This window comes from Pseudomonas sp. NPDC087614, from assembly GCF_044743485.1.
Classification (GTDB): Bacteria; Pseudomonadota; Gammaproteobacteria; order Pseudomonadales; family Pseudomonadaceae; genus Aquipseudomonas; species Aquipseudomonas baetica_A.
The window spans coordinates 65,904-77,304 of the sequence record NZ_JBIUWN010000015.1; the positions used below are offsets into that span (position 1 = coordinate 65,904).

Annotated in this window: 12 protein-coding genes; 8 read left to right on the forward strand and 4 right to left on the reverse strand. The window is 58.8% G+C overall.

The genetic code is table 11. The annotated features are described in order from the left end of the window. The first annotated feature begins 150 nt into the window (after positions 1-150). From ACIOWA_RS08650 to ACIOWA_RS08675, 6 genes are all read left to right on the forward strand, one after another. Complete coding sequence (locus tag ACIOWA_RS08650; protein ID WP_401159294.1) at positions 151-1,440, forward strand: OprD family porin; 1,290 nt, start codon at positions 151-153, stop codon at positions 1,438-1,440. Positions 1,441-1,642: 202 nt separating this feature from the next. Continuing rightward, a complete protein-coding gene (locus ACIOWA_RS08655; protein WP_339434173.1) occupies positions 1,643-2,467 on the forward strand; it encodes an NAD(P)-dependent oxidoreductase in 825 nt (274 codons plus the stop codon). A 30-nt stretch (positions 2,468-2,497) separates the two neighbouring features. After that, on the forward strand, positions 2,498-3,391 hold the full coding sequence (locus ACIOWA_RS08660; protein WP_401159318.1) for an SMP-30/gluconolactonase/LRE family protein: 894 nt from the start codon (positions 2,498-2,500) through the stop codon (positions 3,389-3,391). Between the two features lie 60 nt (positions 3,392-3,451). Next, a complete protein-coding gene (locus ACIOWA_RS08665; RefSeq protein WP_401159296.1) occupies positions 3,452-4,423 on the forward strand; it encodes a TRAP transporter substrate-binding protein in 972 nt (323 codons plus the stop codon). A gap of 79 nt (positions 4,424-4,502) precedes the next feature. Then, on the forward strand, positions 4,503-5,030 hold the full coding sequence (locus ACIOWA_RS08670; protein WP_339434175.1) for a TRAP transporter small permease: 528 nt from the start codon (positions 4,503-4,505) through the stop codon (positions 5,028-5,030). After that, entirely contained in the window at positions 5,030-6,310 is a 1,281-nt protein-coding gene (locus ACIOWA_RS08675) for a TRAP transporter large permease (protein ID WP_221733606.1), read from the forward strand. Before ACIOWA_RS08670 ends, ACIOWA_RS08675 begins: the two co-directional genes overlap by 1 nt. A 48-nt stretch (positions 6,311-6,358) precedes the next feature. Here the strand turns inward: ACIOWA_RS08675 and ACIOWA_RS08680 are convergent, their stop codons facing one another. The 3 genes from ACIOWA_RS08680 to ACIOWA_RS08690 all read right to left on the reverse strand — a co-directional run bounded on the left by ACIOWA_RS08680 (position 6,359) and on the right by ACIOWA_RS08690 (position 8,839). Next, entirely contained in the window at positions 6,359-7,159 is an 801-nt protein-coding gene (locus tag ACIOWA_RS08680; RefSeq protein ID WP_339434176.1) for a sulfite exporter TauE/SafE family protein, read from the reverse strand. A gap of 9 nt (positions 7,160-7,168) precedes the next feature. Beyond that, on the reverse strand, positions 7,169-8,413 hold the full coding sequence (locus ACIOWA_RS08685) for an FAD/NAD(P)-binding oxidoreductase (protein WP_339494247.1): 1,245 nt from the start codon (positions 8,411-8,413) through the stop codon (positions 7,169-7,171). Between the two features lie 84 nt (positions 8,414-8,497). Further along, the gene (locus ACIOWA_RS08690) at positions 8,498-8,839 is read right to left on the reverse strand and encodes a helix-turn-helix transcriptional regulator (protein WP_221733609.1); all 342 of its coding nucleotides are present in this window, start codon (positions 8,837-8,839) and stop codon (positions 8,498-8,500) included. 113 nt (positions 8,840-8,952) lie between these two features. Here ACIOWA_RS08690 and ACIOWA_RS08695 point away from each other — a divergent pair, with 113 nt between their 5' ends. Further along, positions 8,953-9,816: an MBL fold metallo-hydrolase gene (locus ACIOWA_RS08695; RefSeq protein ID WP_339494249.1), complete on the forward strand. Its 864-nt coding sequence runs from the start codon at positions 8,953-8,955 to the stop codon at positions 9,814-9,816. A gap of 126 nt (positions 9,817-9,942) precedes the next feature. After that, positions 9,943-10,794, forward strand: coding sequence for a tyrosinase family protein (locus ACIOWA_RS08700; RefSeq protein ID WP_339434179.1), 852 nt, complete (start codon positions 9,943-9,945; stop codon positions 10,792-10,794). A gap of 13 nt (positions 10,795-10,807) precedes the next feature. Here the strand turns inward: ACIOWA_RS08700 and bkdR are convergent, their stop codons facing one another. Continuing rightward, positions 10,808-11,296, reverse strand: a complete 489-nt coding sequence (gene bkdR / locus ACIOWA_RS08705) for a Bkd operon transcriptional regulator BkdR (protein ID WP_007915088.1) — start codon at positions 11,294-11,296, stop codon at positions 10,808-10,810. Between the last annotated feature and the right edge of the window lie 105 nt (positions 11,297-11,401).

Here is an 11,401-nt window from a genome sequence, read left to right on the forward strand (position 1 = left end):
CCTGCCCACGCCATGATCAGGGCTGCTTGCGCTTTGATGGTCATCGTATAACTTCCTGTTGACATTCCCCTGAAGCTCCGCAAATATCGCCCCCTATGTTGTACGACAACGCACAACATAAATAAAAACAAGAAACAAGGGAGCGTCATAGTGAGCACTTTCGTCCGCAAATCCGTTCGTCATTCCCGCACGACTTTCATCCGCTCTCCCCTGAGCCTGATTGGCTGCAGCAGCCTCGTCTTGTTGGCTCCGCTAAGCGCCAGCGCCGAAGGCTTCGTCGATGATGCCAAAGCCACGCTGAACCTGCGCAACGCCTACTTCAACCGCAACTTCACCAACCCCAACAACGCACAGGGCAAGGCTGAGGAGTGGACGCAAAGTTTCATCCTCGACGCCAAATCCGGCTTCACTCAAGGCACCGTCGGTTTCGGCCTGGACGTGCTGGGGCTGTATTCGCAGAAGCTCGATGGCGGCAAAGGCACCGGCGGTACGCAATTGTTGCCGATCCACGATGATGGACGTCCGGCGGACAATTTCGGTCGCCTGGGTGTAGCGCTCAAAGCCAAGGTATCGAAGACCGAACTGAAGGTCGGCGAGTGGATGCCGGTGCTGCCGATCCTGCGCTCCGACGATGGCCGTTCCCTGCCGCAGACCTTCCGCGGGGGCCAGATCACCTCCACCGAAATCAATGGCCTGAGCCTCTACGGCGGCCAGTTCCGCGCCAATAGCCCGCGTAACGATGCGAGCATGGAAGACATGTCGATGAACGGCAAAGGTGCGTTCACCTCAGACCGTTTCAACTTCGGCGGTGGCGAATACACCTTCAATGACAAGCGCACGCTGGTCGGCGTGTGGTACGCCGAACTCAGCGACATTTATCAGCAGCAGTACTTCAACCTCAGTCACAGCCAGCCCATGGGCGACTGGACCCTGGGCGCCAATCTCGGCTTCTTCAACGGCAAGGAGAATGGCAGCGCACTGGCGGGCGATCTGGACAACAAAACCGCATTCGCCCTGCTCTCGGCCAAATACGGTGGCAACACTTTCTATGTCGGCCTGCAAAAGCTCAGTGGCGATAACGGCTGGATGCGGGTCAACGGTACCAGCGGCGGCACCCTGGCCAACGACAGTTACAACGCCAGCTACGACAACGCCAAGGAACGCTCCTGGCAGCTTCGCCACGACTACAACTTCGCCGCCCTCGGCATCCCCGGTCTGACCCTGATGAACCGCTACATCAGCGGCGATAACGTGCACACCGGGACCATTACCGACGGCAAGGAATGGGGTCGCGAGTCCGAACTGGCCTACACCGTACAGAGCGGGCCGCTGAAAAATCTCAACGTGAAATGGCGCAACGCGACGATTCGCCGGGACTTCAGCAACAACGAGTTCGATGAGAACCGGATTTTTATCAACTATCCGATTTCGTTGCTGTAAACCCCTGAAGCCGCATCCCCCCTGTGGGAGCAAGCTTGCTCGCTCACACAGGGGTTGGCATGACGAGGCAGTTTTTTGATTTGGCCCTTGCGTCATTTACACCAAAAGTCGCGTTGACAAGACCGGGAAACCCTACCGATACTTTAGCGCAGTCATACGACAACCTACAACAAACCTAATAACAATGTGTTCAGGGATTGCCATGACGTCTGATTCTGATTCCCGTGCCCCCTTCAACCGTCTGCTGCTGACCGGCGCCGCGGGTGGTCTGGGCAAAGTTTTGCGTGAACGCCTGCGCCCGTACGCCCATGTCCTGCGGCTGTCGGACATCGCCGATCTACCCCCGGCCGCTGATGATCACGAAGAAGTCGTGCTCTGCGATCTGGCCGACAAACAGGCGGTTCATCAACTGGTCGAAGGCGTGGACGCGATCCTGCATTTCGGCGGTGTTTCCGTCGAGCGCTCGTTCGAAGAGATCCTCGGCGCCAACATCTGCGGCGTCTACCACATCTATGAAGCGGCACGTCGCCATGGCGTGAAACGCGTGATCTTCGCCAGTTCCAACCACGTCATCGGTTTCTATCAGCAGGACGAGCGCCTCGACGCCGCTTCCGCGCGCCGCCCCGACGGCTATTACGGATTGTCCAAGTCCTACGGCGAAGACATGGCCAGTTTCTATTTCGATCGCTACGGCATCGAAACGGTCAGCATCCGCATCGGATCTTCGTTCCCCGAGCCACAGAACCGTCGAATGATGCACACCTGGTTGAGCTTCGACGACCTCACCCAACTGCTCGAACACTCGCTGTATGCCCCGAACGTCGGCCACACCGTGGTGTACGGCATGTCCGATAACAAGGACGTCTGGTGGGACAACCACTTGGCCAGCCACTTGGGTTTCGAAGCCCGGGACAGCTCCGAAGTGTTCCGCGACAAGGTCGAAGCGCAGCCGATGCCGGCGGCCGATGACCCGGCGCGGATCTATCAGGGTGGCGCTTTCGTCGCGGCCGGCCCGTTCGGTGACTGATGACTCTGCCAGGGACAAAAAAGAATGAGTATGCAAGCCCAATTGATCGTCGACGCCCGCAACGCGGTCGGCGAAAGCCCGGTCTGGGTCGCGCAGGAAAACGCTCTTTACTGGGTGGATATTCCCAATGGCGGGCTGCAACGCTGGAGCGCTGACACCGGGCATGTCCACGCGTGGAAAGCCCCCGAAATGCTCGCCTGCATCGCCCGTCACAGCCGTGGCGGCTGGGTGGCGGGCATGGAGAGCGGTTTCTTTCACTTGCACCCGCATAGCGATGGCAGCCTCGACAGCGAATTACTCGCCCAAGTCGAACACAGCCGTGGAGACATGCGCCTCAACGATGGTCGCTGCGACCGTCAGGGCCGTTTTTGGGCGGGCAGCATGGTGCTGAACATGGGTTTGAACGCCCCCGAAGGCCGGCTATATCGCTACGGCGCCGGCCAGTGCGGGCTGATCGAAGCGCAACTCGATGGCTTTATCGTGCCCAACGGCCTGGGCTTCAGCCCGGACGGCAAGACGATGTACCTGTCCGACTCACACCCCAACGTGCAACTGATCTGGGCATTTGACTACGACACCGCCAGCGGCACGCCGTCGAATCGTCGTGTGTTTGTCGACATGAATCACTACAGCGGTCGCCCTGATGGCGCCGCCGTTGACGCCGACGGTTGCTACTGGATCTGCGGCAACGACGCCGGACTCGTTCATCGTTTCACCCCCGACGGGCGACTCGATTACTCACTGCCCGTGCCGGTGAAAAAACCGACCATGTGCGCCTTCGGCGGTAGCCGGATGGACACCTTGTTTGTCGCCTCGATCCGCCCCGGCGACGATCACGACCCGCAGTCTCTGGCCGGGGGCTTGTTCGCTTTGAACGCCGGCGTCAAAGGCTTGCCGGAACCGGTTTTCGACAATTTGCTGTAACGCGCCTCTGCTGCACCGCTTCGCCTTGACCACAAAAATAACAAGACTGGAGACACCCTCATGGACTTCAAACGCACCTTGCTCGTCGCCGCACTTCCCCTTGCGTTCACCCTCAGCAGCGCCGTTCAGGCACTGGAAATCAAGTTCGCCGATGTCCACCCGGCCGGATACCCGACCGTGGTCGCCGAAGAGCAACTGGGCAAAACCCTGGTCGCCGAGAGCGGCGGCAAACTGACCTTCAAGATGTTCGCCGGTGGCGTGCTCGGCTCGGAAAAAGAAGTGGTCGAACAGGCGCAAGTCGGTGCGATCCAGATGGCCCGCGTCAGCCTCGGCATCGTCGGCCCGGTGGTGCCGGACGTGAACGTGTTCAACATGCCGTTCGTGTTCCGCGACCAGGCGCACATGCGCAAGATCATCGACGGTGAAATCGGCGACGAGATTCTCGACAAAATCACCAATTCCGAATTCAACCTGGTCGCCCTGGCCTGGATGGACGGCGGCACCCGTAACCTCTACACCAAAAAACCCGTGCGCAAACTGGAAGACCTCAAGGGCATGAAGATTCGTGTGCAGGGCAACCCCATGTTCATCGAAACCATCAACGCCATGGGCGGCAATGGCATTGCGATGGACACCGGGGAAATCTTCAGTGCCTTGCAAACCGGGGTAATCGACGGCGCAGAAAACAACCCGCCGACCATGCTTGAACACAACCACTATCAGAACGCCAAGTTCTACAGCCTGACCGGGCACTTGATCCTGCCCGAGCCGATCGTGATGTCGAAAACCACCTGGAACAAACTCACCCCGGATCAACAGGCCCTGGTGAAAAAAGCGGCCAAGGCCGCGCAAGCCCAGGAGCGCACGTTGTGGGACGCCAAGACGGTGAGCAGTGAAGAAAAACTCAAGGCTGCCGGTGTCGAGTTCATTACCGTCGACAAGAAACCCTTCTACGAGGCCACCGCTTCGATCCGCGAGAAATACGGCGCGCCTTACGCCGATCTGATCAAGCGTATCGAAGCCGTTCAGTAACCCTCCCTGCCCTCAACGAAAGGCCCGGCAGCGCAGACCTCGATGGATGTCCGCGCCTGCCCGGTTACGGTGGAACCCGATGAAGAATCTGCTGCTGGGCATCAACGACCGGATCTACATGGCCTGCATATGGGTCGCCGGTCTGTCGGTGCTGACGATTTCCCTGATCATCCCTTGGGGGGTGTTTGCCCGTTACGTTCTCGGTACCGGTTCGAGCTGGCCGGAGCCGACTTCAATCCTGCTGATGATGGTCTTTACCTTCATCGGTGCCGCCGCCAGTTATCGCGCTGGCGCACACATGGCCGTGGCCATGCTGACCGACCGCATGCCTGCGCCACTGCGCAAAGGCATGGGCATCGTGTCGCAATTGCTGATGGCCACCATTTGCCTGTTCATGACCATTTGGGGCACCAAACTGTGCCTGTCGACCTGGAACCAGTTCATGAGCGCCCTGCCCACTTTGCGCGTGGGCATCACCTACATGCCCATCCCGATCGGTGGCGCGCTGACCATGATTTTCGTGCTGGAAAAATTGTTTCTGGGTGACCAGAGCAACCGCCGCGTGGTGCGGTTCGATCTGGTTGAAGAAAACGAAGGGGCTGCCTGATGGACGCGTTGATTCTGTTGGGCAGTTTTATTGTCTTGATCCTAATCGGCATGCCAGTGGCCTACGCCCTCGGGCTGTCGGCATTGATCGGCGCGTGGTGGATCGATATCCCGTTCCAGGCCCTGATGATTCAGGTGGCTGGTGGGGTGAACAAGTTTTCGCTGCTGGCGATCCCGTTCTTCGTCCTCGCTGGCGCGATCATGGCCGAAGGTGGCATGTCACGGCGGCTGGTGGCGTTCGCCGGGGTGCTGGTGGGATTCGTGCGCGGCGGCCTGTCGCTGGTCAACATCATGGCCTCGACGTTTTTTGGCGCGATCTCCGGCTCCTCGGTGGCCGATACCGCTTCGGTCGGTTCGGTGCTTATCCCGGAAATGGAGCGCAAAGGCTATCCGCGCGAGTTCTCCACGGCGGTCACCGTCAGTGGTTCGGTGCAGGCGTTGCTGACGCCGCCCAGCCATAACTCGGTGCTTTATTCCCTGGCGGCTGGCGGCACCGTGTCTATCGGCTCGCTGTTCATGGCCGGTGTCGTGCCCGGCCTGATGATGAGCGCGTGCCTGATGGCGCTGTGCTTGATCTTCGCGAAAAAACGCAACTACCCCAAAGGTGAAGTCATACCGCTGCGCGAGGCCTTGAAAATCTGCGGCGAGGCGATGTGGGGCATGATGGCGATGGTGATCATCCTGGGCGGGATTCTCTCGGGGATTTTTACCGCCACCGAGTCGGCGGCCATCGCCGTGCTGTGGTCATTCTTCGTGACGATGTTCATCTATCGCGACTACAAATGGAGCGAACTGCCGAAACTGATGCACCGCACCGTGCGGACCATTTCGATCGTGATGATCCTGATCGGCTTTGCCGCCAGCTTCGGTTACATCATGACCCTGATGCAGATCCCGGCAAAGATCACCACGATGTTCCTGACGCTGTCGGACAACCGCTACGTGATCCTGATGTGCATAAACGCCATGCTGTTGTTGCTGGGCACGGTGATGGACATGGCGCCGCTGATCCTGATCCTGACGCCGATCCTGATGCCGGTGATTCTGGGCATTGGCGTTGACCCGGTGCAGTTCGGCATGATCATGCTGGTCAATCTGGGGATCGGGCTGATAACGCCGCCGGTGGGCGCGGTGCTGTTTGTCGGTTCGGCGGTGGGCAAGGTGAGTATCGAGAGCACCGTGAAAGCGCTTATGCCGTTTTATGCGGTGCTGTTTCTGGTGTTGTTGCTGGTGACGTATGTTCCGGCGATTTCGCTGTGGTTGCCGCATCTGGTGCTGTAAACCGTCGCTGTGGTGAGGGAGCTTGCGCCCCTCGCCACAAGGTTCAACTCAAGCCCGCAGCAACATATAAACCGCCACCACCACACACACACTGGCAAACCCCACCTGCAACGCCCGCGCCGGCACCCGCGCGCTGAGCTTGCGGCCGATGATCATGCCAACAATGCTGGCGACGATAAACGCGACGCCCTGACTGTCGATGCGAACGCCGGCGTGAAACGCGCCGATCACACCGATGGCGGAAATCAGACTGATCACCATCAACGACGTTGCGACAATCGCGCGCATCTGCACGTCGGTCAGTTGCTTGAATGCCGGCACGATCAGGAAGCCGCCGCCCACACCGAGCAATCCGGACACCACACCGGTAATCGCGCCCAGCGCCGCAAGCGTGGCGGTGCATTTGGCCGTCCAGTCCAATCGGCCGGTTTGTTCATTGAGCATGCAATTCTTCTGGCCCCAACTGGCGTGGCCATGATCGCTGGGGCCCTGCTGCTGACGCTCACGGCGCAGCATGCGCCAGGCCACCATGACCATCAGCAGGCTGAACAGAATCATCAGGATCTTTTCCGACAATTGATGCGCGAAGTAGATCCCCAGCGGCGAAAACACCGCACCCAGCGCCGCAATCAGCAGCGCCGCACGATAACGCACCAGGCCATGGCGCAAGCCGTCGATGGCGCCGACCGCCGCCGCACTGCCGACCGCAAACAACGCCACCGGCGCTGCCTGGGTCATCGTCCAGCCGAGCCCGAGCACCAGCGCCGGCACCGCGAGAATCCCGCCGCCCGCCCCCGTCAGCCCAAGAACCAACCCCATCAGCACACCAAACAGACTTGCCAGCAACATAAGGAGTCCTCAGTCAACTTTGGACAGGGAAGTCAGCCACTCGCGCCCCTTGAGCATGCCGTGCCAGTAGAACCACGGCAGCAACGTTGCCTTGAGTAACCACGCCGAACGACGCGGCACCGTCGGGTCAAGGGGAAAGGTCGGCAGCAACTTCCCGGCATAACCGAACTCGGCGAGGATCACCTTGCCCTTCTCCACCGTCAGTGGGCATGAGCCATAACCGTCGTATTTCAGCGGCAGCGGCTGTTGCTTGCGTTGGGCCAACAGATTTTGCGCCACCACCACGACTTGCTTGCGCACCGCCGCCGCGGTTTTCGCATTGGTTGTGCCGCAGATATCACCCAGTGCGAACACCTCGGGATAACGCGGGTGCTGCAGGCTGTGCTGATTGACTTCACACCAGCCGGCAGCGTCGGCCAACGCACTTTGTGCGATGAAATCCGGGGAGACCTGCGGCGGTACGACGTGCAGCAAATCGAAGGTTTTTGCCTCGCGGGTGACGTTGCCGTCAGCGTCCTTGATCTCGAACCATGCCGTTTTCGCCGGGCCGTCGACCTTGACCAGATTGGCGTTGAAGGCCAGTCGGGCGTTGTACTTGTCGATGTACTTCATCAGCGGCGGCACGAACGTCGCCACGCCGAACAATGCGGCGCCGGCAAGATTGAACTCGACATTGACGTTGTTCAGCACGCCGGTTTTACGCCAGTGATCGCAGGACAGGTACAGCGCCTTTTGCGGCGCACCGGCGCATTTGATCGGCATCGCCGGTTGTGTGAACAGCGCTTTGCCACCGCGCAATTTCTGCACCTGGTCCCAGGTGTATTGCGCGTGCTGATAGCTGTAGTTGGAGGTCACGCCGTGCTGACCAAGGCTTTGCTGCAAGCCTTCGATTTTTTCCCAGGCCAGACGCAGGCCGGGGCAGACGACAAGGTTTTGATAATTGACGATACGTTGATCGTTGAGGGTGAGTTGGCGAGTGTCCGGATCGACGTTGGTCACCGCTGCCTGCACCCAGGTGACTTGACGCGGTAGCACCTTGGTCATCGGTCTTACGGTGTCTTTCACGTCGTAGGCGCCAGCGCCGACCAGCGTCCACGCCGGTTGGTAGTAGTGCTGGGCGCTCGGTTCGATCACAGTGACTTTCAAGTGCCGATCGCGCTTGAGCAGACTGGCAACGAAAGCGATGCCGGCCGTACCGCCGCCGATGACCACGATATCTGCACTGATGGATGGGCCCCCGTGTTGATCGTTCATTGCTTGTTCCTTTTACTGCACGCAAGAAGGGTGTCGCCTTGACGCAAGTCCGCTCCCGAATCGGGTTTGTTTGCTGGCTGACATTTATGAGTGGCCCCAGCTTTTGACTACCGCCCCGCAATACAAACCGGAGAGGGTTTTCATCACCTGGATGACTTCCGGGCTGGCCAGGCCGTAAAAAATGTATTTGCCTTCGCGGCGCGTCGCGACCAAACCTTCATCACGCAGAATGCCGAGTTGCTGGGACAGGGTCGGCTGACGCACGCCGGTCATTTTTTCCAGTTCGCCGACGTTGCGCTCGCCCTGAGTCAGTTGGCACAGGATCAACAAGCGGTCCTCGTTGGCCAGGGCCTTGAGCAAGGCGCAGGCCTTGGAGGCCGAGGCGCGCAATTGCGCAACTTCACATTCGCTCAAACTGGATTGCATTTGCAGGAAGCCCTCAACGTCACTTAAGCTGCGAACATTATGTTTTTACATAAAGTGTTGCAAGCGACTTTTCGCCACCTGACTTTTCTCGTTCTCTGCACAGGTTCATGCCCATGCCCGCGCTGATTGAAGCTTTCCTCGACCCCACCTCCTGCACCTACACCTACGTGGTGTACGAGGCGGATGGCGGGCAATGCGCGATCGTCGACCCGGTGCTCGATTACGACGGCGCCGCCGGGCGCACCTGTACCGCTCAGGCCGACAAAATCATCGCCTTCGTCCGCGCACACAACCTGCAGGTGCAATGGCTGCTGGAAACCCACGCCCATGCCGATCACCTGTCCGCCGCACCGTATCTGCGTCGCGAGCTGGGCGGGAAGATCGCCATTGGCGAATCGATCAGCAAAGTGCAGAACGTGTTCAAGGCGCTGTTCAATCTGGAGCCTGAGTTCTGCGTTGATGGCTCACAGTTCGATCACCTGTTCGCCGCGAACGAGTCGTTCATGATCGGCAACCTCAAGGCCACCGCCCTGCATGTCCCCGGTCACACCCCGGCGGATATGGCTTACCTGATCGACGGCGAACAGATTCTGGTCGGCGACACGTTGTTCATGCCTGACGTCGGCACTGCGCGCTGCGACTTCCCCGGCGGCAATGCTCATCAGTTGTTCAACTCGATCCACAAACTTTTGGCCTTCCCGGCGAGTGTGAAGCTTTACGTTTGCCACGATTACCCGCCTGAAAGTCGCCCGGCACGCTGCCAGACCACCGTCGGCGAACAGCGCAAAAGCAACATCCATGTGCATGACGGCATTGATGAAGCGGCGTTTGTAGACATGCGCACAAAACGCGATGCCGGGTTGGGCATGCCGACGCTACTGCTGCCGGCGATCCAGGTGAATGTGCGTGCGGGGAATTTTCCGGCGCCAGAGGACAATGGCGCGGTCTACCTCAAGATCCCACTGAATCTCTTGTAGAGAATACTCTCTTAACTATCTGAAATAAAAGACTTTCCTACACTCTCTGGCGATAGAGATGAACTGGAAAAAATCCCGCCGACGGCCAGACTTCATTGGGTATACATTCAATGGAGTCTTTACAACATGGATATTCGTCAAAACCACCGCGACATGACAAAGGCGCAAAAAAACGCCTTCATCGATGCGGTTCTGTTACTAAAAAACAATGTCGACAGCGTCCTGCGGCCCGGACAACAAAGTCGCTACGATGACTTTGTACAAATCCACAAAAACTCGATGGGGCGAGGCAACCCCCTGACGCCCAACCCCCATCGCAGCCCCTTGTTCTTCCCTTGGCACCGAGTTCTGATCCGCCAGTTTGAACTGGCCTTGCAGGTTGCCGCCAACAACCCAGGCATAACACTGCCTTATTGGAACTGGCAAATCACAGGGCCAGACAATCCCTTCACCTCAAGCTTCATGGGCGGGAACGGTGACAACACACAAGATCAGCGCGTAACAAGCGGCCCATTTTCCAGCGAGCATTCTCAATTCAACGTCGCCGTTTGGGACGAAGGCACCGGCAATCCGGGCGTCCGCCGCAACCTCGGAGCACAAGAGACCTTGCCCTCTGCCGAAGCGGTTATTTCAGCCTTGAACAGAACGCCCTATTGGCAAGCCACCGATCAAGCAGGCTGGGAAAACTCCGCTGAACGCGAGCTTCACAATCCGGTGCACGCCTGGATCGGTGGCAGCATGGCCGAAGCCTCCTCGCCCAACGACCCGATCTTTTTCCTGCACCACTGCTACCTCGACCTGCTCTGGGAGCGCTGGAAGCACCAACACCCCAACATTCCTTCCTTTCCATCGGATGAAATGAGTGGATCAATACTGGTGTTTCACCCTGCCAACGAGCCTGCGCCCTGGATGCAAACCTACACCGTGCAGCAGACGCTGTTCACCGAAGAGCTCGATTACCGCTACGAGGACATCTGACGGTACATGACGCTCAATTGCCCAAGGTCAAACCGTTCGCCGGCAATGGCAACGCGGTTTTGTAGCGCACCTGCTTCAGCGCAAAGCTCGACCGGATGTTCGCCACGCCCGGCACCTTGGTCAGAAAGTCCATCATGAACCGCTCCAGCGACTGAATGGTCGGCACCAGGACCCTGATCAGGTAATCCGGGTCGCCGGCCATCAGATAGCACTCCATCACTTCGGGGCGATCGGAAATCGCCTCTTCAAAATGCTGCAATGCTTCCTCGACCTGCTTTTCCAGGCTGACATGAATGAACACATTGACGTGCAGGCCCAGCAGATCGGCGTCCAGCAAAGTGACCTGCTCACGAATCAGCCCCAACTCTTCCATTGCTTTGACCCGGTTGAAGCACGGGGTGGGCGACAAATTCACCGAGCGAGCGAGGTCGGCGTTGGTGATGCGCGCATTCTCCTGAAGGCTGTTGAGAATGCCGATGTCGGTACGGTCCAGTTTGCGCATGAGACAAAACCACCTGTTTTTTATGTTTATGCAGAATTTTTATCTGCAAATGATCTGAGGCGCAATGAAACAGAGATAAATATTCTTCTTGGCCGGGCCTATGAT

Excerpts from the sequence above, each read along its gene's own strand:
- ACIOWA_RS08655 (WP_339434173.1), top strand. The coding sequence starts at position 1,643 with ATGACGTCTGATTCTGATTCCCGTGCCCCCTTCAACCGTCTGCTGCTG.
- ACIOWA_RS08660 (WP_401159318.1), top strand. The coding sequence starts at position 2,498 with ATGCAAGCCCAATTGATCGTCGACGCCCGCAACGCGGTCGGCGAAAGC.
- ACIOWA_RS08665 (WP_401159296.1), top strand. The coding sequence starts at position 3,452 with ATGGACTTCAAACGCACCTTGCTCGTCGCCGCACTTCCCCTTGCGTTC.
- ACIOWA_RS08670 (WP_339434175.1), top strand. The coding sequence starts at position 4,503 with ATGAAGAATCTGCTGCTGGGCATCAACGACCGGATCTACATGGCCTGC.
- ACIOWA_RS08675 (WP_221733606.1), top strand. The coding sequence starts at position 5,030 with ATGGACGCGTTGATTCTGTTGGGCAGTTTTATTGTCTTGATCCTAATC.
- ACIOWA_RS08680 (WP_339434176.1), bottom strand. The coding sequence starts at position 7,159 with ATGTTGCTGGCAAGTCTGTTTGGTGTGCTGATGGGGTTGGTTCTTGGG.
- ACIOWA_RS08685 (WP_339494247.1), bottom strand. The coding sequence starts at position 8,413 with ATGAACGATCAACACGGGGGCCCATCCATCAGTGCAGATATCGTGGTC.
- ACIOWA_RS08690 (WP_221733609.1), bottom strand. The coding sequence starts at position 8,839 with ATGCAATCCAGTTTGAGCGAATGTGAAGTTGCGCAATTGCGCGCCTCG.
- ACIOWA_RS08695 (WP_339494249.1), top strand. The coding sequence starts at position 8,953 with ATGCCCGCGCTGATTGAAGCTTTCCTCGACCCCACCTCCTGCACCTAC.
- ACIOWA_RS08700 (WP_339434179.1), top strand. The coding sequence starts at position 9,943 with ATGGATATTCGTCAAAACCACCGCGACATGACAAAGGCGCAAAAAAAC.
- bkdR (WP_007915088.1), bottom strand. The coding sequence starts at position 11,296 with ATGCGCAAACTGGACCGTACCGACATCGGCATTCTCAACAGCCTTCAG.